Origin of the sequence: Natronomonas sp. CBA1123 (assembly GCF_009741925.1) — an archaeon.
GTDB lineage: Archaea > Halobacteriota > Halobacteria > Halobacteriales > Haloarculaceae > Natronomonas.
This window is the reverse complement of the sequence record NZ_WPCC01000014.1, coordinates 20,698-43,092: the sequence shown is the minus strand read 5'-3', so window position 1 is coordinate 43,092 and position 22,395 is coordinate 20,698. Positions and strand designations below refer to the sequence as shown.

Annotated in this window: 24 protein-coding genes and 1 pseudogene; 8 read left to right on the top strand and 17 right to left on the bottom strand. The window is 66.5% G+C overall.

Translation table 11 applies throughout. The annotated features are described in order from the left end of the window. The first annotated feature begins 56 nt into the window (after positions 1 to 56). A complete protein-coding gene (gene aspS, locus GJ631_RS08610; RefSeq protein ID WP_156708759.1) occupies positions 57 to 1,358 on the top strand; it encodes an aspartate--tRNA(Asn) ligase in 1,302 nt (433 codons plus the stop codon). A gap of 40 nt (positions 1,359 to 1,398) precedes the next feature. Here aspS and GJ631_RS08605 read toward each other — a convergent pair whose 3' ends face one another. Genes GJ631_RS08605 through GJ631_RS08560 form a run of 10 tightly spaced genes read right to left on the bottom strand, consistent with a single transcriptional unit; the run spans position 1,399 to position 10,004 of the window. Beyond that, complete coding sequence (locus tag GJ631_RS08605) at positions 1,399 to 1,698, bottom strand: hypothetical protein (protein ID WP_156708758.1); 300 nt, start codon at positions 1,696 to 1,698, stop codon at positions 1,399 to 1,401. 54 nt (positions 1,699 to 1,752) lie between these two features. Next, a complete protein-coding gene (locus GJ631_RS08600; RefSeq protein ID WP_156708757.1) occupies positions 1,753 to 3,555 on the bottom strand; it encodes a Na(+)/H(+) antiporter subunit D in 1,803 nt (600 codons plus the stop codon). Continuing rightward, positions 3,555 to 5,405, bottom strand: a complete 1,851-nt coding sequence (locus tag GJ631_RS08595) for a cation:proton antiporter (RefSeq protein WP_156708756.1) — start codon at positions 5,403 to 5,405, stop codon at positions 3,555 to 3,557. The genes GJ631_RS08600 and GJ631_RS08595 overlap by 1 nt, the downstream gene beginning before the upstream one ends. Continuing rightward, positions 5,402 to 6,943 carry a monovalent cation/H+ antiporter subunit D family protein gene (locus tag GJ631_RS08590; RefSeq protein WP_156708755.1) on the bottom strand — a complete coding sequence of 514 codons (1,542 nt, stop codon included), beginning with the start codon at positions 6,941 to 6,943 and terminating at the stop codon, positions 5,402 to 5,404. The genes GJ631_RS08595 and GJ631_RS08590 overlap by 4 nt, the downstream gene beginning before the upstream one ends. Beyond that, a complete protein-coding gene (locus tag GJ631_RS08585) occupies positions 6,936 to 7,298 on the bottom strand; it encodes a cation:proton antiporter subunit C (RefSeq protein ID WP_156708754.1) in 363 nt (120 codons plus the stop codon). Before GJ631_RS08585 ends, GJ631_RS08590 begins: the two co-directional genes overlap by 8 nt. Beyond that, positions 7,295 to 7,819 (bottom strand): MnhB domain-containing protein, encoded by a 525-nt coding sequence (locus GJ631_RS08580; RefSeq protein ID WP_156708753.1) that lies wholly within the window; start codon positions 7,817 to 7,819, stop codon positions 7,295 to 7,297. Before GJ631_RS08580 ends, GJ631_RS08585 begins: the two co-directional genes overlap by 4 nt. Continuing rightward, positions 7,816 to 8,352 carry a DUF4040 domain-containing protein gene (locus GJ631_RS08575; protein WP_156708752.1) on the bottom strand — a complete coding sequence of 179 codons (537 nt, stop codon included), beginning with the start codon at positions 8,350 to 8,352 and terminating at the stop codon, positions 7,816 to 7,818. Before GJ631_RS08575 ends, GJ631_RS08580 begins: the two co-directional genes overlap by 4 nt. After that, positions 8,352 to 8,657, bottom strand: coding sequence for a monovalent cation/H(+) antiporter subunit G (gene mnhG / locus GJ631_RS08570; RefSeq protein WP_178916312.1), 306 nt, complete (start codon positions 8,655 to 8,657; stop codon positions 8,352 to 8,354). Before mnhG ends, GJ631_RS08575 begins: the two co-directional genes overlap by 1 nt. 1 nt (position 8,658) lies before the next feature. After that, positions 8,659 to 8,928 (bottom strand): cation:proton antiporter, encoded by a 270-nt coding sequence (locus GJ631_RS08565; protein WP_156708751.1) that lies wholly within the window; start codon positions 8,926 to 8,928, stop codon positions 8,659 to 8,661. After that, positions 8,928 to 10,004: a monovalent cation/H+ antiporter subunit E gene (locus GJ631_RS08560; protein WP_370518605.1), complete on the bottom strand. Its 1,077-nt coding sequence runs from the start codon at positions 10,002 to 10,004 to the stop codon at positions 8,928 to 8,930. The genes GJ631_RS08565 and GJ631_RS08560 overlap by 1 nt, the downstream gene beginning before the upstream one ends. Positions 10,005 to 10,136: 132 nt before the next feature. On the opposite strand from GJ631_RS08560, the gene GJ631_RS08555 reads away from it, so the two are divergent. The 5 genes from GJ631_RS08555 to GJ631_RS08535 all read left to right on the top strand — a co-directional run bounded on the left by GJ631_RS08555 (position 10,137) and on the right by GJ631_RS08535 (position 14,867). Next, positions 10,137 to 10,952 (top strand): pantoate kinase, encoded by an 816-nt coding sequence (locus tag GJ631_RS08555; protein ID WP_156708750.1) that lies wholly within the window; start codon positions 10,137 to 10,139, stop codon positions 10,950 to 10,952. 109 nt (positions 10,953 to 11,061) lie between these two features. Beyond that, positions 11,062 to 12,381: a hypothetical protein gene (locus GJ631_RS08550; protein WP_156708749.1), complete on the top strand. Its 1,320-nt coding sequence runs from the start codon at positions 11,062 to 11,064 to the stop codon at positions 12,379 to 12,381. 40 nt (positions 12,382 to 12,421) lie between these two features. Next, positions 12,422 to 13,006 carry a hypothetical protein gene (locus GJ631_RS08545; RefSeq protein ID WP_156708748.1) on the top strand — a complete coding sequence of 195 codons (585 nt, stop codon included), beginning with the start codon at positions 12,422 to 12,424 and terminating at the stop codon, positions 13,004 to 13,006. 45 nt (positions 13,007 to 13,051) lie between these two features. Further along, a complete protein-coding gene (locus tag GJ631_RS08540) occupies positions 13,052 to 13,798 on the top strand; it encodes a 4-phosphopantoate--beta-alanine ligase (protein ID WP_156708747.1) in 747 nt (248 codons plus the stop codon). Positions 13,799 to 13,892: 94 nt separating this feature from the next. Next, a complete protein-coding gene (locus GJ631_RS08535) occupies positions 13,893 to 14,867 on the top strand; it encodes a ribonuclease BN (RefSeq protein WP_156708746.1) in 975 nt (324 codons plus the stop codon). Here GJ631_RS08535 and GJ631_RS08530 read toward each other — a convergent pair. From GJ631_RS08530 to GJ631_RS08520, 3 genes are read right to left on the bottom strand one after another with little or no spacing between them, the layout of a single operon-like run. Continuing rightward, entirely contained in the window at positions 14,864 to 15,337 is a 474-nt protein-coding gene (locus GJ631_RS08530) for a Mut7-C RNAse domain-containing protein (RefSeq protein ID WP_370518604.1), read from the bottom strand. The two genes, GJ631_RS08535 and GJ631_RS08530, sit on opposite strands and share 4 nt — an antisense overlap. Then, the gene (gene polX / locus GJ631_RS08525; RefSeq protein ID WP_156708745.1) at positions 15,334 to 17,079 is read right to left on the bottom strand and encodes a DNA polymerase/3'-5' exonuclease PolX; all 1,746 of its coding nucleotides are present in this window, start codon (positions 17,077 to 17,079) and stop codon (positions 15,334 to 15,336) included. Before polX ends, GJ631_RS08530 begins: the two co-directional genes overlap by 4 nt. 8 nt (positions 17,080 to 17,087) lie before the next feature. After that, a complete protein-coding gene (locus GJ631_RS08520) occupies positions 17,088 to 17,522 on the bottom strand; it encodes a DUF5788 family protein (RefSeq protein WP_370518603.1) in 435 nt (144 codons plus the stop codon). Positions 17,523 to 18,020: 498 nt separating this feature from the next. On the opposite strand from GJ631_RS08520, the pseudogene GJ631_RS08515 reads away from it, so the two are divergent. Then, positions 18,021 to 19,114: pseudogene (locus tag GJ631_RS08515) on the top strand (ArsA family ATPase); the annotation flags it as partial. On the opposite strand, the gene GJ631_RS08510 reads toward GJ631_RS08515, so the two are convergent. From GJ631_RS08510 to GJ631_RS08495, 4 genes are read right to left on the bottom strand one after another with little or no spacing between them, the layout of a single operon-like run. Further along, positions 19,111 to 19,269: a hypothetical protein gene (locus tag GJ631_RS08510; RefSeq protein WP_156708743.1), complete on the bottom strand. Its 159-nt coding sequence runs from the start codon at positions 19,267 to 19,269 to the stop codon at positions 19,111 to 19,113. The pseudogene GJ631_RS08515 and the gene GJ631_RS08510 overlap by 4 nt on opposite strands. 36 nt (positions 19,270 to 19,305) lie before the next feature. Beyond that, positions 19,306 to 19,476, bottom strand: coding sequence for a hypothetical protein (locus GJ631_RS08505; protein ID WP_156708742.1), 171 nt, complete (start codon positions 19,474 to 19,476; stop codon positions 19,306 to 19,308). Positions 19,477 to 19,483: 7 nt separating this feature from the next. Further along, positions 19,484 to 20,803, bottom strand: coding sequence for a glycerate kinase (locus GJ631_RS08500; protein ID WP_370518602.1), 1,320 nt, complete (start codon positions 20,801 to 20,803; stop codon positions 19,484 to 19,486). Then, positions 20,800 to 21,627, bottom strand: coding sequence for an SDR family oxidoreductase (locus GJ631_RS08495; RefSeq protein ID WP_156708741.1), 828 nt, complete (start codon positions 21,625 to 21,627; stop codon positions 20,800 to 20,802). The genes GJ631_RS08500 and GJ631_RS08495 overlap by 4 nt, the downstream gene beginning before the upstream one ends. Positions 21,628 to 21,737: 110 nt before the next feature. On the opposite strand from GJ631_RS08495, the gene GJ631_RS08490 reads away from it, so the two are divergent. Continuing rightward, complete coding sequence (locus GJ631_RS08490; RefSeq protein WP_370518601.1) at positions 21,738 to 22,394, top strand: HAD family hydrolase; 657 nt, start codon at positions 21,738 to 21,740, stop codon at positions 22,392 to 22,394. Position 22,395 lies beyond the last annotated feature (1 nt).

Genomic DNA, 22,395 nt, shown 5'->3' with positions numbered 1-22,395 from the left:
TTCCGTGGGCGAGTCGAAAAGTGGGACTTAAAGGGTCGGCCGCCCCACTCGCGGGTATGGAGAACCGTACGTACACGGCGGACGCCGAGCCCGGCGATGAGGTCACTGTCGCCGGCTGGGTCCATGAAATCCGGGACCTCGGTGGCATCGCGTTCCTCATTCTGCGCGACACCTCCGGCCGGATTCAGGTGAAGTTCGAGAAAGACGAGATGGACGACGACCTCGTGGAGACGGGGCTCGGCGCCTCCCGTGAGTCGGTCGTTTCGGTGACCGGCGCCGTCGAGGAGGAGCCTCGCGCGCCGACCGGCGTCGAGGTCACGCCCGAATCGGTCGAGGTAATTTCGGAGGCCGATACGGAACTACCGCTGGACCCCTCCGGGAAGGTCGACGCCGAACTGTCCACGCGCCTCGACAACCGGACGCTGGACCTCCGCCGCGAGGAGGGACAGGCCATCTTCGAGATTCGCGCCGAGGTCATGCGTGCGGTCCGGGAGGCGTTCCGCGAGGCCGACGCCACCGAAATCAACACGCCGAAAATCGTCGCGACGGGAACGGAAGGCGGCACCGAGCTGTTCCCCATCACCTACTTCGGCCAGGAGGCGTTCATGAACCAGAGCCCACAGCTGTTCAAACAGCTCGTCGCCGGTTCGAACCTCGAACGCGTCTTCGAAATCGGCCCCATCTTCCGCGCCGAGGAGCACAACACGCCCCGACACCTCAACGAGGCGACCTCCATCGACTTCGAGGGCGCCTTCTGTGACCACAACGACGCGATGGACGTCTGTGAGTCCGTCGTCGTGTCGGCCTACGAGGCGGTCGCGGAGAACTGCCAGCGGCAACTCGAAGCGCTGGACCTCGAAGCGGAGTTCGAACCGCCTGAGACGCCGTTCCCGCGGCTGAGCTACGAGGAAGCCATCGAGCGCATCAACGCCACCGGCGAACTCGACGAGCAGTTGGTGTGGGGCGACGACCTCCCGACCGAGGGCGAGAAGGCGTTGGGCGACGACGTGGGCGGCCACTACTTCATCACCGACTGGCCCGCCGAAATCAAGCCGTTCTACATCATGGACCACGACGACGGCGAACTGTCGACGGGCTTCGACATGATGCACCCGCGGATGGAACTCGTCTCCGGCGGCCAGCGTGAACACCGCCGTGACCACCTCATCGAAGGGTTCGAACAGCAGGGGCTCGACCCCGAGGCCTTCGAGTACTACACGAAGATGTTCGATTACGGCATGCCGCCCCACGCCGGCTGGGGTCTCGGCGCCGAGCGACTCATCATGACGATGCTGGACCTCTCGAACATTCGAGAGGCCGTACTCTTCCCCCGCGACCGTCAACGTCTGAGCCCGTAGACGACGGCGCGTCTGTCGAATACACCGCTTTTTGCTCCTACTACGGGCCAACGATTACCTCGGGGGCAAAAGCCAGAAGACCGAGCAGTGTCGCGAACACTGCCATCGACGCGATTCGAAAGCCACCTGCCGCCCGTCGTCGCTCCGTCGGCAGGGATTCTGCGATTCCGGACAGCGCCAATCCGACCGCAAAGAAGAGTTCGTGGACCGTCGAGGAATCGCCCAAGACCCCGAAATACACGTACGCACCGGAAAAGAGGAGCGACCCGGCGAACATGACCGCCGCGTTCCATCGACCGGACGGTTCGCTGAGCAGTGTGTCTTCGATTTTGGAGGGCATCGGGCGGGATGTCCGCTCGAATAGGTAAATAACTGGGTATCGGTGGGACCCTCCCTACAACAACAGCACCGCGAGCGCGCCGAGCAGCGTCATCACGATGAGGAAGACGCTGGTTCCCATCGACACCTGAAGGTCGATGGTTTCCGGGCGGCCGCCGTTCGGACGGGTATCGGCTTCGATGCCCGGCAGTCGCTTCGCCGTCGTGTAGGCGAAGTGCTGTGGGTCGCTGCCGACGCGGAGTGCCCCGCTTGCGGCGGCGACGGCGACGCGGTCGACGGCTGCCCACGTCTCGGTGACGGCGACGACGAGCGCGCGGCCGCCGTAGAAGACGGCGGGGTTGAGCACGCGGTCGACATCGGGAATCCACGTCAGCCGCGAGAGGACGTTCTTCAGCGCGAAGAAGCCGACGAAGCCGGCGACGCCCAAGACGACACCTTCGATGACGTGGGGGGTGGTGTAGGTGGTGTACTCTGCCGTCACCACGTCGGTGTACGGCAGGAGTTCGAAGAGGACGCCGGGCAGGAGCCCGAAGGCCAGACAGAGGCTCCCGACCGCCAGCATCGGTGCGGCCTGTCCGATTTTCGCGTCGTCGGGGTCGATACTCGCCGGGCCGTGGAAGAAGACGTAGTAGCCCAACTTGATGAACGACATGAACGTCCCGACGCCGCCGATGATGAGCATCCACCACAGCAGGTCCTCGCCGCCGAGGAACATGCTCTTCGAGCCGATGACGAAGGTGTCCATGCTGTAGTGGGCCTCGGCGATGACGATACCCTTGCTGACGAAGCCGTTGAAGCCCGGAACGCCCGAGATAGCGGCCGCGCCGAACAGATACGAGATGAACGTGACGGGCATCACCTTCCAGAGGCCGCCGACCTCGGTGATGTCCTCGATGCCGGTGCGGTAGATGACGACGCCGATGGACATGAACAGCAGCGCCTTGTACAGGATGTGGTTGAAGACGTGGCCGAAGGCGCCGGCGGTCGCCAAATCGCTCATGATGCCGACGCCGGCGACCATGTAGCCGACCTGCGAGATGATGTGATACGACAGCAGTCGGCGCATGTCCTCCTGTAGCAGCGCCATCGAGGCGCCGAAGACGGCCATCGCCCCGCCCATGTAGGCAATCCAGAGGTTCCCCTCGGGGAACGCCCGGAACATCGCGTAGACCCCGGTCTTCGTCGTGTACACACAGAGGAAGACGCTGGCGGCGATGTGTGGGCTCGGATAGGTGTCCGGCAGCCACGTGTGCAGGCCGATGAAGCCGACGTTGACGCCGATGCCGACGGCCATCAGGATTGGCGCGACGGGGCCGACGACACCGGTGGCCGCGCCGAAGAGGAACGACCCGACCTCGACGTACTGCCAGACGACGGCACCGAGGACGAGCGTGCCGCCGATGCCGTGGGCAAGTGCATACCGGAAGCCCGTCCGGACGGCGCGGCCGCCGTAGTACCAGACCAGAAGGGTGCTGGTGACGGCCATCAGCTCCCAGAAGAACACGAGCGTCAGCCAGTCGCCGGCGAAGACGGCGCCGAGACTCGTTCCGACGTAGCCGAGTGCGGCGGCGGTCTGCTTGCCGTCGGCCTCGCTCGAATAGGAATACAGCACCGCGGCGGCGCCGATGAGGCCGAAGATGAGCCCCATCAACCGCGAGAAGTCGTCGACCGCATACAGCACCGTCTCGAAGCCGAACAACTGCCCCGCGATGAGCGTACCTTCGGGCACCAACAGGACGCCGACGGCGACGCCGGCGGTGGCGAGGAACCCGACTGCGTGACCGACTTTTCGTGGCGCGACGGCGGCGATTACGGCCGCGATGAGGACCGGAACGAACGGCGGGATGCTCTCTATCATCAGAACGTCACCCCCGCGAGTACCGCCGAGACGATGCCGTCGATGAGTCGCAGGAACACCGCCGCGTGCGGAACGAGACCGAGGACGACCGACCCCGTCATCGCCGCGAGGATGGGGCCGAGCATGAACCACGTGCTCTCGCCGCCGAACCAACCGCTCCGGGTCCACCCGCTCGGCGGCGGGCCGCCGTGGTGGTGTTCGTGGTGATGTTCCTCGGTGTCGTGGTGGTCTTCAGGAGTGTGGTCGTCAGCGTCGTCGCCTTCGTCCCCCTCGTCGACGGTGTGGTCGCTGGGGTTCTGGTCGACGGCGTACTCGCCGTCGACGAGCGGTGCGGGTTCGCTGTAATCGCGTTTTTCCGAACTGCCGCTGAAGTCCGGCCGACCGAGTTCCTCGGGGTCGACGTCGAGGTCGTCTTCCTCGTCGTCCTCGTCTTCGGGACGGCCGCCGTCCGTCTGTGCCAGCGAGGAACGGCCCGCGCCGCCGAGGGGGTTCTCGACGAGCGGTTTGGCGTCGTGGGCGTCCTCGCTCTCGAAGAACGCCTGATAGACGACCGGCCAGAAGTACGCGATGTTGAGGATACCCGAGAGCAACAGCGCGCCGGCGAAGACGTAGTTGCCGACGGAGACGGTGCCGACGAGCAGGTAGAACTTGCTGACGAAGCCGGCGACCAGCGGAATGCCGGCCATCCCCGCGGCGGCGACGGCGAAGGCCGCCATCGTCAGCGGCATCCGCTTGCCGATACCGGCCATGTCGCTGATGTCGTCGGTGTGGGTTTCGACGTGGATGATGCCCGCACAGAAGAACAGGGTGAGTTTCATGAACGCGTGGGCGGGGATGTGCAGCAAGCCGCCGGTGATGGCGTCGGGGTGGAGTATCGACAACCCGAGGACGATGTAGGAGAGTTGACTCACCGTCGAGTACGCCAGTCGGCGCTTGAGGTTGTCTTTCCGGAGTGCGATGACGCTCGCGGCGACGAGCGTGATGGCGGCAACCGATCCCAAGGCGAGGCCGACCCCGAGGTCCGCGACGGCTTCGGGGCCGTACACGTCGAGGACGACCCGCGAGATGCCGAAGACGCCCGACTTGACGACGGCGACGGCGTGGAGCAGTCCCGAGACGGGCGTCGGCGCGACCATCGCGTCGGGGAGCCACGAGTGTAGCGGCATCAGACCGGCCTTGACGCCGAATCCGGCCGCGAGCAGGGCAAACGCGCCCCGTGCCAGCGTCGGGTCGGCGGTCGCGAGTGCGTCGATGCCGCCCGGCGTGAACGCGACGGTGCCGGCCAGCCAGTAGACGGCGGCCGTCCCGGCCAACACGGCGACGCCGCCGCCGAACGTGTAGGCGAGGTACTTCCGGCCGGCTTTGCGAGCCTCCTCGGTTTCGTCGTGGGCGACGAGCGGGTACGTCGCCGCGGTCAGCACTTCGTAGAAGACGAACAACACGAGCAGGTTCGAGGCGAAGGCGATGCCGACGGCGGCGCTGAGACTCATCGCGAACGACGCGAAGTACCGTGTCTGGCTGTGTTCGCCCAGTCCGCGCATGTAGCCGATGCTGTACAGCGACGTGATTATCCACAGCAAGCTCGCGAGCGTCCCGAACAGCAGTCCCAAGGCGTCCGCGCGCAACTCGAAGGGAATGTCGATGACGAACGACCCCAGCGACCAGACGTAGACGTCACCGGCGAGGACGCCGGGAATCATGCTGGCGATGATGCCGAACTTCCCAAACGCGACGGCGAGCGTCACGCCTTCCCGGACGTTGGGGCGACGGTGTGCCGCGAGGATGGCGAACGTTCCGACGACGGATATCAGGACGGCCGCGATGGGCCGTGGGTCTACGACTTCAGTCATTGGGAGAACACCTCGGTGAGAACGGGGTCGAGAAGCGTCTCGAAGCCACTCGTCGCGAAGCCGAGGGCGACGACGACGAGCGCGGTGAGAACGACGACCGCGACCATGCCGACCGAGACGGAGTCGGGGACGCGGCTGTCGACCCGGTCGGCCGTCTCATCCTCGTCGCCACCGTCGGTGACGGCTTCACCCGGTGCCGGCGTTGCTGCGGTGCCGGGGTCGGCGAAGTACAGTCGTTCGAGCAGGCGGGCGACGTACACCAGCGTGAACAGCGTGCTGAGGAAGACGACGACCGCGACGGGCCACGCTTCCGCACGCACCGCGCCCAGGGCGACGTACCACTTCCCGAGGAAGCCGATGGATGGCGGAACGCCGACGAGCGCGAACCCGAGGACGCCCAGTGCGGCCGCGACGACCGGCGAGCGGTAGCCGAGGCGGGCGTAGTCGTCGACCGTCCGGGCGCCGTGTCGCGCCGCGAGGATGGCGGCCGCAGCGAAGAGGCCGCCCTTCATCAATCCGTGGCCGACGAGGTGGATGACGCCACCGAGGACCGAGTCGGGCGTCGCAAGTGCGAAGGCGGCGACGACGAGGCCGAACTGTGCGACCGAGGAGTAGGCGAACATCCGCTTGACCTCCGATTGGACGGCCGCGAGGGCGCTGCCGGCGAGGATGCTGACCGTCGCCAGCGCGAGCAAGCCGTCCTGTGCGAGTGGCACGGCATCGAAGAAGTCGACGGTGAACACCGTCAGCACGACCCGACCGAGGGCGTAGGCGTACACCGTCGACGCCAACGCGGCGATGAAGACGGTCACCGTATCTGGCGCGTAGGTGTACGCGTCCGGTTGCCACGTGTGAAGCGGGAAGATGGCGGCTTTCAGTCCCAGCCCGACGGCGATGAAGCCGAACGACGCGAGGACCACGCGAGAGCCGCCCGGCGTGGTGTAAATCTCCGCGAGTCGCACCGAGAGGTCGACCATGTTGAGCGTCCCCGTCGAGATGAGCGCATAGCCGACGCCGATGAGGAACAGCGAGGCGCCGGTCGTTCCCAACAGCAGGTACTTCAGTGCCGCGATGGCCGACTCCCCGGAGCGGTCGGCGGCGACGAGTGCGTACGTCGCGATGCCCGTGATTTCGAGGAAGACGAACATGTTGAACAGGTCGCCGGTAATCGAGATGCCCATCAGGCCACCGACACACAGCAGGTAGGCGCTGTAGAAACTGTTGCGACGTGGGCCGGCGCTGCGGGCGAAGGCGAGGACGCCGAGGGAGACGACGGCAACGAGCGCGACGATGGGTGCCGAGAGGCCGTCACCGACCAACTCGATGCCGTACGGCGCGGGGTAGCCGCCGACCTCGTGGACGAGACGCCCGTCGAGATACACCGACCGAAGCAGTACGGCGGCCAGTCCGGTCTCGATGAGGGCGGCGACGGTTGCGACGGGCCAGCCGGTTTCGGTACTCCAGAGGCTCAACAGTAGCGGCGCGACGGCCGCGACGATGGGCACCGCGATGAGCAGCGGGAGGACGATATCAGTCATCGGACACCTCCCGGAGGACGGCCTCGTCGAGGGTGCCGTACTCCCCGTAGATGCGGACGATGAGCGCCAAGGCGACGGCGGTGAGACTGACACCGACGACGATGGCGGTCAGGACGATGACGTGTGGCAGCGGACTGACGTAGGGGCCCCCGCCGCCCTCCGAGTGGACGATGGGGACGGAGCCGTCGACGACGTACGCCGAGGCGATGAAAAACAGGAAGACTGCGCTCTGGAACAGGTTCAACCCGATGACCTTCTTGACGAGGTTGGCGTTGGCTATCATCATGTAAATCCCGGTGACCATCAGCAGGATGAACGCCGCGTAGGCCCACCGAGTGGCGAGTAACTCTATCATTCCACGTCACCTCCGGGGCCGGCGGCCGTCAGGAAGAACAGCCCCATGATGACGCCGGCGACGATGAGCGCGATGCCGCCGATTTCGACGGCTTCGATGCCGTATTTGGCAGCGTCTTCCAGCGGGTACCGCGTGTACTCAAGGAACGCACCGCCCAGGACGACGCTTCCGAGGCCGATGGCGGCGAAGACGAGCAACCCGAGGCTCGCGACGAGCGTCACCGCCTTCGTGCCGAGCCACCGGCGGGTCGGGTCGATGCCGAAGGCGAAGGCGAGCATCAACACGACGACGCCGACCAAGGCGCCGCCCTGGAATCCGCCGCCCGGCGAATCGGCGCCGTGGAAGGTGATGTACAGTCCGAACGTGAGCACGAACGGCGTCACGACGCGGACGGTGCTCATGATGACCTCGCTTTCGGTGTAGGCGCGCCGTTGTGCCGGGAACGTCTCCTCTTCGGCTTCGGCTGTCTCGCTTTCCCGAGACTCCTCCGGAATCTCGCTGTCTTCGTCCGTGTCGCTCATGTGAACACCTCCCGTCGCAGGACGACGAGAACCGCCACTCCGGCGGCGAAGACGACGGTCGCCTCGCCGAAGGTGTCGAACCCACGGTAGGCCGCCAGCACGGCCGTGACGGTGTTCTCGACGCCGGTTTCGGCGTACGACTGTGTGAGGTAGTGGCCGGTGACCGCGTCGTAACTGAGAATCGGCGAGTTCGGGTCGCCGACGGCCGGCAGGTCGGGCAGCGTCAACCCGAAGACGACGGCGAGGGCGCCGCAGGCCAGCGCTGCTCGCGGGTCCAAGCGCTCGAAAGTCCGCTCGCCGCCCGGTCGAACCGTCTTCACGATGGTCAAAAGCAACAGGATAGTCGTCACGCCGGCGCCGATGACGGCTTCGGTGAGTCCCACGTCCGGCGCCAACAGCAGCGTGTACAGCAGTGCCATCCCGAGGCTGTAGGCGGCGAAGACGATGATGGCCGCGAGTACGTCCCGCAGCAGCGCCGTCGCGATGCCTGTCAGGATGACGAAGATGACCAACGCGTAGGCGACGTACTCCATCATCGGTCTTCCCTCCAGGGTTCGATGTCCTGTTCGTGTGCGGCGCGGGCGACCGCGTGGGCGGCCGTCGGGTTCGTGATGAAGATGAACACCAACAGGAGCACGGTCTTGAGGGTCGATATCTCCAGTCCGAGCGTGAGTGCGACGGCGACGAGCGTCAGGCCCGCACCGAGAGTGTCGGCCTGACTGGCAGTGTGGGCACGGGAGTAGATGTCCGGCAGGCGGATGACGCCGACTGCGGCGACGAGCGTGAAGAACAGCCCGCCGCCGAGGAAGATGATGACGGCGATTTCGGTCGGCGTCACGTCACATCACCCCTCCACGCTCGACGGTGAACTTCGAGATGGCGACGGCCATCAGGAAGTTCAACAGCGCGTACACCAGTGCGATGTCGAGGAAGTACGGTACGTCCAAGGCGGCCGACAACAGCGCGAGGATGACGACGGTGTTCGTTCCGATGACGTTCACCGCCAACACGCGGTCCTGCATCGTCGGTCCCCGAACGGCTCGATACAGCACTACGATGACGAGGACGACGAACACCGCGGCGGCGCCCAGCAAGATGTCGTTGACCATCAGTCCTCCTCACCTCCGTTCTCGGTGACCGTATCGAGTATTCGGCAGTCGTCGCGCTCCCGCGGCGTCGAAATGCCGGCGGCATCCCGGCCGTAAAAGACGAACCGGACGGCCCGTTCGAGCGACCCGTCGAACAGTCCCTCTCGGGCGGCCGGGATGAGCGAGTGGACCATGAAGTCCTGTCCGCGAACTCGGACGGTGAGCGTTCCCGGCGTGAGCGTGATGCTGTTTGCCAGCGTCGTCACCGGCATCCCGCCCCAGACGGCCGAGCGAACCTCGACCGTCCGCGGTTCGATGGGCATCTTCGGATGCAGGACGACGTACGCCACGAGGAGGTTCGAGACGACGATTTCGTAGACGAGATACGGGACGAAGATGGCGAGTCGAACGAGCCGTTTGGCGATGACGCCGAGGCGCATCCGGTCGCTGAACGCGATGCGGTGCAACAGGGCGGCGACGACCGTCGCCGAAACGACGCCGGTAACGAGGTCGAACCCCGAGAGTGTGAATCCGCTGAGGAGTTGATAGAACAGAAACGAGACGCCGAACAGCGTGGCGAACTGCAGCAGGCCACCGCGTCGGAGGAGTTGGCCACGACGGGTCGGCCGGTCGACCGGCGCCTCCTCGACCGTCAGCCCCGCCTCGACGAGGGCGACCTGCAGGGGGCGTAACAGGGGAACGTTGCCGCCGGGGCTGTACTCCGGGTCGACGACGACGCGCTCGACGCCGTGGCTTCGGGCGTAGTCGGTGAGAACGCGAGCGTAATCGTCGGGGCCGAAGAGGTACTCGTCGGCGCCGACGACGGCCGTCTCGATACGGAGGTCGGCCGCCTCGTCGCCGGCGTCTTCCTCCGCCCAGACGGTCGCCCGTTCGAGCAGTTCCTCGAGTTCGGCTTTTCCGTCGGCGCTCACGTCCCCGATGGCGCTGGATGCCAGCGGTGCGACGAAGTGTATCTCGCCCGAGGCCGCGAGCGCTTCGCGGACCGCGTAGGCGACGGTGTTCCGCAGCGTGACGGACTCGCCGACCGGAACGAGAATCGCCTCGTCGACGGCTTGGTCTGGTGGCTCCTCAGGCACGGCTAGTCACTGTGTTGGGTGTTCTGGCAGCCACACCAAAACGGTTGTTCTTCCGGCCGGCGGGTTCCGACGGCGGCGCGTGCCGAAATCCGTCGAGCAAGTCTTAAAACGGCGCGTCACGGAAGCCATCTCATGACAGACGCGGCGTTCGTTCCGGGCCACGTGACCGCCTTTTTCAGTGCCCACCCGGACGACGACCCGACGAAAGCCGGCTCCCGAGGAGCGGGCGTCGCCCTCGCCGACGGCGTGACCGTGCGACTCGAAGCCGGTGATGGGCTCGAACTCAACGGTGAGGAACTCGAAATCGAGGCCGTCGACCGGGTGTTGGGGGCCCTCCGGGCCAACGCCCGCGTCGTCGCCGAAACCGACCTCCCGCTCGGTTCGGGATTCGGGGTCTCCGGCGCGCTCGCCCTCGGTACCGCACTCGTCGCCAACCGTGTGTTCGACCGCCAACTGTCGGAGAACGAACTCGTCACCATCGCTCACGGCGCGGAGGTACAGGCTGGGACGGGACTCGGCGACGTGGTCGGACAGGCTCGCGGGGGGTTCCCGGTTCGACTGGAACCGGGCGCGCCGGCCCACGGCGCGATGGACGGCATCCCCGACCGCCGGCAAATCGAGTACGTCACCTTCGGTGAACTGTCGACCGAGGACGTCCTCGGTGGCGACACCGAGGAGCTGTCCGCGGCGGGCAAGCAGGCGCTGTCGCAACTCGTCGCCGAACCGACGCTGGAGACGATGATGGCCGCCTCGCGGCGCTTCGCACGCGAGGCGGACCTCCTGACGCCCCGCCTCGAAGAGGCGATTCGCGACGTTTCGGAGGCCGGCGGCGACGCCTCGATGGCGATGCTCGGGGAGACGGTGTTCGCACTCGACAGCGGGCTCTCGGATGCAGGCTACGACGCCGAGCGATGTGAGGTGTGTCTGCCGGGCGCACACGTTCGGTAACGGGAACACGACGGGTACCTCCAGCCTCCCGACAGCCGTTGCGGTCGGTGGACGGGCCGATGTTTTTGACGCTACCGCCCGTCGGTACGCACATGCGAGAGGGCGACTCGTGAGACGGGTTCCGTTCACTCGATTACAGGAAGCCGTCTTCCACATCGAGCGAGCCTACACGCCGTTGAACATACAGGCCGAAGCCACGACGACGGCGCGACTCGACGCCGAACGGCTCGCGACGGCCGCCAGACGGGCCTGCGAAGCCTACCCGGTAGTGAAGGGTCGCCGCCGTCGGGACGACAGCGGTCCGACGGACTACGCCTGGGTGATTCCCGACGGGCCCGCCGACGTTCCCCTCGAAACCGTTGACTCGGACGACGCCGACCTCGGTGGGCTCCGACGGCGATTCTACGGCCGGCGATTCGACCTCGAACGGGAGCTTCCCATCCGGTTGCTGGTGGTTCGCGGCGGTGGCACCGACGGCGGCGACCGGCTCTGTGTCTGTGCCAGCCACGTCTCGATGGACGGCGTCGGCGCACTCCGAGTGCTGTACGCGCTGCTCGTCGCGTATCGCGGTGACGACCCGACCCCGCACCCCGTCGAGAAGTCGCCCCGAGAGATGATTCGGACGATTCGGCCCACCGACCCGAGGCGCCGCCTTCGGTCGATGGGTGCCGCCGCCCGGCGACTCAGCTATCTCTTCGACCCACCTGCGAGGCTCTCCGCGGGGGATTCGAGTTCCGTCGAATGGCGATTCGCCCACAGACACCTCGATGCCGACCTGACGCGTCGCCTCATCGGCGGGGGACCGGAGGAATCCACGGTCAACGACCTGCTCCTTGCGGCCCTGCATCTCACTATCGACCGATGGAACGCTTCCGCCCCCGACGGGCCGGACAAAATCGGTCTCATGATGCCGGTGAACGTCCGCCCCCAAGAGCGATTCTACGACGGTGTCGGGCTGTACACCCTCTTCGATAGCGTCACCACCGACGCCTCGCATCGTCGGGACGTGGCGAGGACCCTCTCGCGAGTGACCGAACAGACGCGTCACACCAAACGGAGCGACCGACCGCTGGGGTATCTCGAATGGTGGCACCTCGCCTCGGCGACGCTGCCGCTTTCGGTCCGAAAGCGACTTCCCCGACTGCTCGATGGCCCCGGCGAACGCCTGCTGGATACGGCGGTGCTGTCGAACCTCGGTCGGATTCCCGACCTGCCGGCGCTGCCCGAGGGGACGTTCGAACAGTTGTGGTTCACGCCGCCGTGTTGGCCGCCGACGCCGGTCAGTATCGGCGTCGCGACCGTCGGGAACAGACTCCACCTCGGGTTCCGGTACATCCGCTCGGGGTTCGACGCTGCGGCCGCCGAGTCGTTCGCGGACCGCTTCTGTGAGCAGTTGCGCGCGACGGTCCGAGACACCACCGGCGGCTGACGACAGAAGACATTTGTAACCGGGTCCGAAACGAAAATCGATGTCCCTCCACGCGTCCGCCGAACGGTTTCGCCCCGTCTCGGTTCCTGTTTCGCTGTTCGCCCTCGTCGTGGCGGCACTCCTGTTCGTGCCACCGCTGGTGTTGGGCGAGGCGACGTTCAGAACGTACGCAATCGCGACTGCGGTGTTCATTCTCGCCGTCTCGTCGGTGTTCCCCTACGCCGTCGTCGTTGCCGTCGGAACGCTGCCGTTGTTATATCTGGGTCTCGGCACCTTCGCGTCACCGACGACGCTTCCGGCCGCCGACGAACCCCTGTCGACGACGGCAGCCATCCGACACGTCGTCGCGGGCGTCGCCTACGTCCTCGCGGCTGCCGTCGTCGGCGCCCTCGGTTTCGGCGCCGACTTCGCGGTGTCGAGGGGTTCCTCGCCGTCTCTCATGCCGTCGCTGTTAATCGTCGGCGGAGTCGTCGTCGCGAGCGCCTTCGTCGGGCTTCAACTGTGGCGCTACGACGGCGAGGGGACCTTCGACTGGCGGACGGTCGCAACGACGGTCGTCCTCGGTGGTCTCCTCGCGTTTTCGCCGTCCGTCGCCCTCTGGGTGTTCGAGGGCGCGCCGGTCTGAGCGCCGAACGGGAGCCTTTTATCGGCCCGTCGCCCACCCATTCGCATGACCGGTCCGGAGATTCCGGAGTCACACCCCCGATACGAGTCGCTTTTGACGCGACACCGTATCGAGGAGGGGGTCGACCTCGGCATCACGTCCAGACAGGGACTCATCGCACAGGGTCGCGGCGAGGCCTTCGACTACCTCCTCGGCGAGGAGACGATTCCCAGCGCCGACGACGCCGAACGCGTCGCGGCGGCGTACCTCCTGCGCGCTGACCACGCCGTCCTCTCTATCAACGGCAACGTCGCAGCGCTGGCTCCTAGCGAGATGGTCGAACTCGCCGAATCAACGGGTGCGGCTCTGGAAGTGAACCTGTTCAACCGAACCGAAGAGCGGATGGGGCGAATCGCCGACCACCTCCGCGAACACGGCGCCGAGGAGGTTCTCGGATTGACGGCCGACGGCCGGATTCCCGGGCTGGACCACGAGCGGGCGAAGGTCGACGCCGACGGTATCGGCAGCGCCGACGTGGTCCTCGTCCCGCTGGAGGACGGCGACCGTGCGGAGGCCCTCGCGGAGATGGGCAAGACCGAACTCGTCGTCGACCTCAACCCGATGTCGCGGTCGGCCAAGTCGGCGACGGTTCCCATCATCGACAATCTCATCCGCGCCGTGCCGAACATCACCGCCCACGCTCGTGACCTCGCAGCTGCGAGCGCGGACGAACTCGACGCTATCATCGAGAACTTCGACCGCGAGGTGGCACTCGAAGCGGCGGAACGGCGCATTCGAGCGGTCGACGAGTAGGAACCGAGGCGAGAGCCGTTCTACCCAGCGAATCGACACGTGTCGTGCGTGCGTCTGACGTAGTGTTTTGTGTCAGGAGACTCTAGACGTTCCCATGGCTAGCCTCACGGAGGTCTACAAGGGAGGCAACGGGGCCGGCCTCCGGCGGCTGTACGCCGGTGTCGCGCTGTTCGGGGTCGGCGCGGTCCTACTCGTTGCTGGTATCGTCATCGCAGCCACCGGCGTCGGCAGCCGTTTCGGCTTCGATATGTTCGAGGCCCGTCGAATCGCCGGCGTCCTCGGCGGCCTCGGGCTGCCGGCGGTGCTGCTCGGAACCATGACCGTCCTGCCGCGGTCCTCGCGGAAGGTTCGCGTCGCGGCCTTCGCCGGAGCGGCCGTCAGCGCCGCCGGCGTCGTCCTGTTCAACGGCGCCTACCCCGTCGATTGGGTCGGCGGCTCCGGGGACACGTCGATGACGCTCGTCGTCGCCACGGTGTACTTCTTCGGGACGCTCGTCACCTCGTGGTGTCTGTTCACCGCCGTCGCGAACTTCAAGGCGCGCAACGACCCCGGCGGCACCGTCAAACTCGAAATCACGAAAGAGGGCGAGACGAAGGTCGTCGAGGTGTCCAACGACCGCTTGAAAGGGACGCTCGGCGGCATCGGCCTGCTCGGCGGCACGCCCGACGGCAACGTCGAAACCCAGACGAACCACGCCGAGGAGTCCACCGGCAGTACGACCCACGACGATGGCGCGACGGTAACCCACGCGAACACGAGCACGCGGTCGAACGCCTCGAACGCGTCGACGCGGTCCCGAAACGACGGCTTCGGTAATTCGAGCGCCGGCGTAACCGATGGCGGGTCGACGACGACCGACTCCGTCAGCACGCCGCAATCGACGACCGATGACGCCGAGTTCCTCGACGACGAACCCTCGGCGCCCGTCGGCGACACCTACTGCGGCAACTGCAAGCACTTCCGGTACGTCCGTACCGACGACGGCATGGTGCCGTACTGCGGCCTCCACAGCGAGCAGATGGACGATATGGACGCCTGCGAGCAGTGGACGCGGAACACGAACCGCTAATTCAACGTCTCCTTCATCCGTTTCCAGTGGCTTCCCTTCCAGAACAGTTGCCCACACTCCCGACAGCGCCAGCAGTCGGTGTCGTCGGGGTCGGGTGCGTACTCCGGTGTCTCCTCGGTGGCGTCGACCGCGAGGAGCGAACCGTTACACCGACCACACCGGGTCGGGGTTTCGGCGACGGCCAACTCGACGCCCGCCTCGCGTAACTCGGCCAGCTGGTCCTCGATGTTCCGTTTCGTGAGGAGTATCGAGGACTCAGCCTGCCCGGCCAACGACACGTCGCGGGTGAGAAGCGTCCTGTTTTCCTCGGTCACGATATCGAGGATGCGGTCGTCGGCCTCGACGCCGCGGTCGCCGGCGTAGGCCGCGTCGTAGCCGCACAGTCGCAGGTAGACGGCGAGTTTCCCGAGCATCACGTCGAGCAACAGCCGGTCCGACTCGGGGTGAAACGACGACTCCTGTCCGCTCACAGCCCTAGGAACTCCCGGACGCCGTCGGCGTCTCGGGTGTTGAGCACGTCGTCGGCTTCGGCCCACCCGCGCCGGGCCGTGTGGACGCCGTAGCGAATCGAGTCGTAGGCGCCGGGGCGGTGGGCGTCAGTGTCGATGGCGATGGTCGCGCCGGCTTCGATTGCGACTTTGACGTTGCTCGAACGGAGGTCGAGGCGGTGTGGGTCGGCGTTGATTTCGAGGGCGGTCCCGCTGTCGGCGGCGGCGTCGGCGACCCGCTCGATGTCGAGGTCGAGTCCCGGCCGCTGGTTCAACAACCGACCCGTGGGGTGGCCGACGATGTCGACTTCGGGGTGTTCGATGGCGGTGACGATACGGTCGGTACCGTCGCCGTCGAGGCCGCTGTGGGGAGAGGCGACGACGCAGTCCAACTCGGCGAGTACGTCCTCGCCGACCGAGACACTGCCGTCGGCGCCGATGTTGGCCTCGACGCCGGCGAAGACGTCGATGTCGACTGTGTCGTCGACGGCGCGGATTTCTCCGATTTGGTCCCGCAGTTCCTCGTCGGTCAGACCGACGCCGCCGACCATCCCCGGCCCGGTGGCGTGGTCGGCGACGGAGATGTAGTCGTGACCGAAGTCGGCGGCGGCGTCGGCCATCGCCTCGATGGTCGTCTCGCCGTCGGAGTGCTCCGTATGGAGGTGGAGGTCGCCGCGAACATCGTCGGTCGTGAGCAGGTCGGGCAGCTCGCCGGCCGCGGCGGCATCGACCTCTCCCCGATTCTCCCGTAACTCGGGAGCCATCCACGCCATGTCGAGTGCGTCGTAGACGCCCTCTTCGGTTTCGCCGGCGACGCGTTCGCCGACGCGTTGTCCGGCATCGGGGTCGTCGACCTCGCTCACGTCGAAGACGCCGTACTCGTTGACTTTCAATCCCATGTCGATGGCGCGGTTCCGGACGGCGACGTTGTGGTCCTTGCTGCCGGTGAAATACTGGAGGGCGGCGCCGAACTCCTCGTCGACGACGACGCGCAAATCGACTCGCATGTCGTTCTTTCGGACCGATGCCTTGCTCGTGCCGGCCTCGATGACCGTGCCGGCTTCCTCCCAGGATTCGAACGCCTCGATGACCGCGTCGGCGTCGCCCGACCCGACGAGAACGTCGATGTCGCCGATGGTGGGCCGCCAGCGGCGCAGCGACCCCGCCACGTCGACGCGCTCGACGGCATCGAGGCTCTCGAAGAACGCCAACACCCGGTCGGCGACGGGACGGGCCTCTCCGAGAAGACTTCGCGCTCTGGATTCGCGGGCGAACGGAATCGCCTCGAGGATGTTCTCCTCGGTCTTGGCGCCGAACCCCTTTACATCCTGTATCTCGCCGGCCTCGGCGGCGGCTTCGAGGTCCTCTAAGGTTTCCACGCCGAGGGCGTCGTACAGCGCCTTGACGGTCTTGGGGCCGACGCCCTCGACGGCGGTGAGTGCGTCCATCTCGACGGGCAGGCCTTCGCGGAGCTCCTCCAACTCCTCGATTTCGCCGGTGTCGAGGTACTCGACGATTTTCGAGGCGATGGCGTCGCCCACGTCCTCGATTTCCTTGATGGCTTCCTCGCCGCCCTCCTCGCGAAGCGCCTCGACGGCGACGGTGTGGCCTCGGACGCTGTCGGCTGCTCGGCGGTAGCTGTTCGGCTTGTAGTCGACGTCGCGGGCGTCGAGGTGGTCGGCGAACTCCTCTAGCAGCGCCGCGATTTCGGCGTTCCTGCTCATGGCTGTGGTTATCGCACCGCCGGTCCGTCGTCGTCATGGCCCATCGCCTGCTTCAGGAAGTCCATCCACCGTTTCGTGTCGGCGGCTTCCTGTCGCTTCGCCTCGGCTTCGACGCTTCCCGCATTGAGGTTCTCTAGGGCCTCCAGTGCCCGGTCGATACCGATGATGGCGTCGGCCAACTCCTCGCCCGCCTCGAAACTGATTTCGCCCTCCTCGATTCGCTCCTTCCGTTCGAGGCGCTCCCGCCGGAGATTTCGCTTTGCCTGCTCGACGCGGTCGCGCTCGCCGGGCGGCACCGAATCGAGCCGCTTGATTTCGAAGACGAACGACTGCAGTTCGACTTCATCGCCCTGCACGTCGATGCGGTCGGGGATGTCGACGCCGAGCGTCGCGCTCTCGCGACCGATGCGTTCGAGGAGCTGTTTCCGCTCGTACTCCTGCACGTCTCGACGTGGGAGTTGGAGGGGCAAATAACAATCGCTGACACCGGATGTCTTCGTTGAGTCTTTGATTACTGCGGTGAGAGCAGTATCTCCGACACCCTCGAAGTCGTCCCGACTCGTCCGCCAAGGACAGCACAGTACCGCAACCCCTGGCTTCCCCAACCGCCTCCCTCACCCTCGCGCGTTTTTGTACGCCGGACAACGAAGTTCGGCCGGGAGCGAGTGGCCGCCGGAGGCGGCCCTCGCGACCCGGGGAAGGGCAGGGTTACAGCGGGTCGAACAGCGACATCCTTGGTGGACTGAAAGGGCGAGGCGCGGTGGCGCCGAAGGAGCGCCGCTGCTCGGGCACTACCCGAACGAAGTGAGGGTATCCCGAGCAGCGACCGCCACCGCGCCGAGGGCTTTCGTGGTCGTGTTGTTCTCGTTCCCACGCTCGGTTCACACAACAACACACGTCCCTAGTATCGACGGGTACACAAGCGACGAGTGCCGACCGGCGGTATGAGCGAACTCAGCGTCGAGCCGGTCGAGTCGGTCGACGAATCCGAGTTACCGGTCGGCGTCGACGCCCCGGATACGTCCTCTACGGCGGGAAAGGCGGCGTCGGCAAGACCACCTGTGCGGCGGCGACGGGGCTGGCCAGCGCCCGCGACGGGACGGCGACGCTGGTGGTCTCGACGGACCCGGCCCACTCGCTTTCGGACACGCTGAACGTCGACATCGGCTCGGAGCCGACGCGAATCAAAGACGACATACCGCTGTACGCGGTCGAAATCGACCCCGAAGCGGCCTCTGAAGGGCCGTTCGTCACCGACAAAGAAGGTCAGGCCGACGCTGAGTTCGACGCCGGCGGTGCCGGCGGCACGGACGGCGCGATGGGCGGTCTCGGTGGTCTCGAAGGGATGCTCGGCGGCGGCGACCATCCGCTGGCCGGCGGTGCGATGCCGGGCGCCGACGAGGCGGCGGCGATGCAACTACTCCTTGAATATCTCGACGACCCGCGATTCGACCGGGTCGTCGTGGACACGGCGCCGACGGGACACACCCTGCGGCTGCTCGAACTCCCGGACGTGATGGATTCGATGGTCGGACGGCTGCTCGCCTTCCGGGAGAAACTGTCGGGGATGGCGGGCAGCCTCGGTGGACTGTTCGGCGGCGGGAGCGACGAGGATATGGAAGAGGGCGTCGACGATTTACGGGAGTTGTCGTCGAAAATCGAGCGCCTCCGGACCGCGCTTCGGGACCCCTCACGGACCGACTTCCGGGTCGTGATGGTGCCCGAGGAGATGAGCGTCGTCGAGAGCGAACGGCTCATCGACCGCCTGGAGGGGTTCGGGATTCCCGTCGGCACCGTCGTCGTCAACCGCGTGAGCGAGGACCTGACCGACGTCGCGGGCTTCGACGAGGAGTGGTTCGTCGCACCGGACACCGAACACTGTGAGTTCTGTCGGCGGCGCTGGGAGGTCCAGCGGTCGGCACTCCAGCGGGCACAGGAACTGTTCCGTGGGCGGGACGTGAAACGAGTGCCGCTGTTCGCCGAGGCGGTGCAGGGCGAGGCGATGTTGGGCGTCGTCGGTTCCTGTCTCGATTAGTCGAGTTGAAACGCCGTCAAGAGGACGGCGATGCCGATGACGGCCCCGAGGGCGGCGAGGACGAGTTCTCCGTCGGCGACGGCACGCGCTGCCTGTCCGAGCAGGAAGAAGCCGACCACGAGACCGCCGATTCTCAGTAGCGTCCCTCGGTCCATGGTCGGGACTCGGAGCGGACGGACAAAGCAGCGTCGCTACGCGATTCGAGTGATACCGACGCCGAGGACCAGCACCAACGCCCCGATGACGCCCTGTAGCGTTGCGTTGACGATGTCACCGTGGAGGACGTTCCGCACCGCGAGGGCGACGAACGCGAGGGCGACGACGACGTGCATTCCGATGACGGCGACGTAGCGGGGTTCCACGCGTAGCCTAACTCCGGCCACTGGCAAAACTATGTCGGCTACCCGGAATTACCACAACTCGAAGGTCGTTTACGTTCGTCCCGGTCGCGCCGCATCTGAGTAGCGCCCCGCGGTCGTCGAGGTAGCCGTAACTGTCGTTGTTCGCGAGCACATCGGATGCGGTCGTCGGGTCGGTGACAGTCGAGGCGTCGACCACCGCGCCTGCGGCGTCGGTGCTGCCGTCGCCGCCGTCGGTGTCGATTGCCGCAAGCACGGCATCTGGCGGGAGGTCGACGGCCCCAGCGAGTGCGAACTCACAGTTCGGGCCGCCGTCGCCGTCGCCGGTGACGGTGACCGTCGTCTCGCCGCCCGACAACAGGACGGCCGGCGGTTCGATGGGGTCCCCCAAGTCGGCGACTTCGGCGGCGACGGCGGCGTGGAACCGCCCCGCTTCGCTGGCCTCCCCTTCGATTCGCGTCGAGAGAACGCACGGTTCGTAGCCGGCTTCACGGACAACGTCGCGGGCGGCGTCGATGGCATCCCGGCCCGAGACGACGATGTGGTTATCCACAGCGGTATCGGTCGCTTTCGTCGGCGCTGCGTCCGCAAGCCACGAGCGAACGTCGCTCCCGACGCCGTATCGCTCCAGCACCGCGAGGGCAACCTCGGGGTCGGTCTCGGTCGGTACTGTCGGGCCGCTGGCGATGACGGCTGGGTCATCGCCGACCACGTCGCTGACCAGCACGCCGACGACGGTAGCTGGAGCGGCAGCAGCCGCGAGACCCCCGCCTTTGATTCGGGAGCAGGCGCGCCGGACCGTGTTTATTTCGTCGATAGATGCGCCGGCGTCGAGTAATCCGTCCGTGACTGTCCGCAGGTTCTCGACGGTGAGTCCCTCGGCGGGCGCACACAGCAGCGCGCTTCCGCCGCCGGCTATCGCGGCGAGCACGAGCGTACGGTCGGTGGCGGCGGCCGCACGCTCCAGTACGGCCGAGGCGCCAGCGACGCTTCCTTCCCCTGGTGAGGGGTGTTCGCCGTTCAGAACAGTCACGCGGTCGGGGTCGGCGGTCCGCTCGTCCGTGACGACGACGCCGCCGGTAAGTTTCTCGCCCAACAGCCCCTCCAGTGCGGCCGCGAGGTGGTCGCTTCCCTTCCCGCCGCCGAGAACGAGAACCTCGTCGTACGCCGAGAGGTCGTACTCGGTGTCTCGGATTGTGAGCGTCTCGCCCTCGAGCCGGCAGTGTCGCTCGACGGCTCGGGTCGGAAGCGACGCCTCGATACCGGCCGTCAGGCAGTCGACAGCGAGTTCGTGGGCCGGCGAGTCGGTCGGCGGGTCGGCGAACGTCACGACGTGTACTTTCGAATCGCCTCGAAGACGCGGTCGCTGACGCGGTCGGGTAGGTAGCTGGCGTAAATCAGCAGTTGGGCGACGCGGCCGACGACGTAGCGTGGTTCGGGGTCCGGGGTCACCGACGCCTCGACGATGGCCTCGGCAACTTCGGCGGGGTGGACCGCGATTGGACTGTCGGCGCCGAACAGCGAGGCGTCCTCCTGGAACTCGTAGAGGTCGGCGTAGGCGTCGGTGCGGTCGAGCCGTCCGAGTTCGTTGTCGACGCGCTCGCGGAAACTCGTCTTCACGGGACCGGGCTGGACGACGCTCACGTCGATGCCGAACGGCTCGACTTCGAGTCGGAGGGAGTCGCTGTACCCCTCCATGGCGTGTTTCGACGCCGAATACGGGCCCATTCCCGGGGTCGCCAGTCGGCCGGCGACCGAGGAGACGTTGACGATGGTACCCTCCTCACGCTCGCGCATGTGCGGCAGCACTTCGCGGACGAGGCGGTGGGGACCGAAGACGTTCACTTCGAACTGCTTTGCGAAGAGGTCGTCGTCGATGTCCTCTATCGGGCCGTGTTGGCCGTAGCCCGCGTTGTTGACCAGCGAGTCGATGCGACCCTCTTCCTCGATGATGCGGTCGACGACGCGCTCACAATCCTCGGGGTCGGTCACGTCGATGGTGCCGATGTCACAGCCCGCCTCGCCCAACTTCTGGATGTCGGCGGGGTTCCGTGCGGTCGCGTACACCTGCCACTCCTCGTCGAGGAAGGCGTACGCCGTCGCCCGGCCGATGCCGGACGAACAGCCGGTGATGAGAACCGTCCGATTGCTCATACGGTTCGCTCGGCGGGGCGGTAGTTAGTCGTTGATATACTGGCGAAGGCTGTCCACAGGCCGCTCGTGGACCGAAACGTCCAACTCCTCGCTCGTGGAACCACGAGACAGTGCCCTCCTACGACGCGGTCCTCTTCGACAGCGACGGCGTGTTGGTCGAACCGCCGAGCGCCGAGACGCAGACGGCGGCCATCCAACAGGCATTCCAGTCGGTCGGCGTCGACGACCCCGACGAGGGGCACGTCCAAGACCTCACGAGCGGCGTCACCAGCGAGGTTCTCGACGACATCGGCGCTGCCTACGACATCGACCCGGTCGCCCTCTGGAACGCTCGCGAACACCACGACGAGCAATCGCAGTTCGAGTCGTTCAGGGCTGGCAACCGAGACCGCTACGACGATACTGCTGCAGTCTCCGAGGTTCCCCGCCCGCGTGGCGTCGTGAGCAACAACCACCACAGCACCATCGAGTTCGTACTGGAGTTCTTCGAGTTCGGAGACGACTTCGACACCTACTACGGCCGCGAGAAAACTGTCGAGAGCCTCGGTCTGAAGAAGCCGAACACTCACTACGTCGAGCGCGCCCTCGACGACTTGGGCGGCGGGTCGGCGCTGTACGTCGGTGACAGCGAAAGCGACGTGCTCGCGGCCCACCGTGCCGGCCTCGATTCGGTGTTTCTGCGCCGGCCACACTGCCGGAGCGTCGACCTCTCCGTGGACCCGACGTACGAACTCGAAACGCTCCACGGCCTCGCGGAGTTGCTCTAAC

Excerpts from the sequence above, each read along its gene's own strand:
- aspS (WP_156708759.1), top strand. The coding sequence starts at position 57 with ATGGAGAACCGTACGTACACGGCGGACGCCGAGCCCGGCGATGAGGTC.
- GJ631_RS08605 (WP_156708758.1), bottom strand. The coding sequence starts at position 1,698 with ATGCCCTCCAAAATCGAAGACACACTGCTCAGCGAACCGTCCGGTCGA.
- GJ631_RS08600 (WP_156708757.1), bottom strand. The coding sequence starts at position 3,555 with ATGATAGAGAGCATCCCGCCGTTCGTTCCGGTCCTCATCGCGGCCGTA.
- GJ631_RS08595 (WP_156708756.1), bottom strand. The coding sequence starts at position 5,405 with ATGACTGAAGTCGTAGACCCACGGCCCATCGCGGCCGTCCTGATATCC.
- GJ631_RS08590 (WP_156708755.1), bottom strand. The coding sequence starts at position 6,943 with ATGACTGATATCGTCCTCCCGCTGCTCATCGCGGTGCCCATCGTCGCG.
- GJ631_RS08585 (WP_156708754.1), bottom strand. The coding sequence starts at position 7,298 with ATGATAGAGTTACTCGCCACTCGGTGGGCCTACGCGGCGTTCATCCTG.
- GJ631_RS08580 (WP_156708753.1), bottom strand. The coding sequence starts at position 7,819 with ATGAGCGACACGGACGAAGACAGCGAGATTCCGGAGGAGTCTCGGGAA.
- GJ631_RS08575 (WP_156708752.1), bottom strand. The coding sequence starts at position 8,352 with ATGGAGTACGTCGCCTACGCGTTGGTCATCTTCGTCATCCTGACAGGC.
- GJ631_RS08565 (WP_156708751.1), bottom strand. The coding sequence starts at position 8,928 with ATGGTCAACGACATCTTGCTGGGCGCCGCCGCGGTGTTCGTCGTCCTC.
- GJ631_RS08555 (WP_156708750.1), top strand. The coding sequence starts at position 10,137 with ATGACAGACGCGGCGTTCGTTCCGGGCCACGTGACCGCCTTTTTCAGT.
- GJ631_RS08545 (WP_156708748.1), top strand. The coding sequence starts at position 12,422 with ATGTCCCTCCACGCGTCCGCCGAACGGTTTCGCCCCGTCTCGGTTCCT.
- GJ631_RS08540 (WP_156708747.1), top strand. The coding sequence starts at position 13,052 with ATGACCGGTCCGGAGATTCCGGAGTCACACCCCCGATACGAGTCGCTT.
- GJ631_RS08535 (WP_156708746.1), top strand. The coding sequence starts at position 13,893 with ATGGCTAGCCTCACGGAGGTCTACAAGGGAGGCAACGGGGCCGGCCTC.
- polX (WP_156708745.1), bottom strand. The coding sequence starts at position 17,079 with ATGAGCAGGAACGCCGAAATCGCGGCGCTGCTAGAGGAGTTCGCCGAC.
- GJ631_RS08510 (WP_156708743.1), bottom strand. The coding sequence starts at position 19,269 with ATGGACCGAGGGACGCTACTGAGAATCGGCGGTCTCGTGGTCGGCTTC.
- GJ631_RS08495 (WP_156708741.1), bottom strand. The coding sequence starts at position 21,627 with ATGAGCAATCGGACGGTTCTCATCACCGGCTGTTCGTCCGGCATCGGC.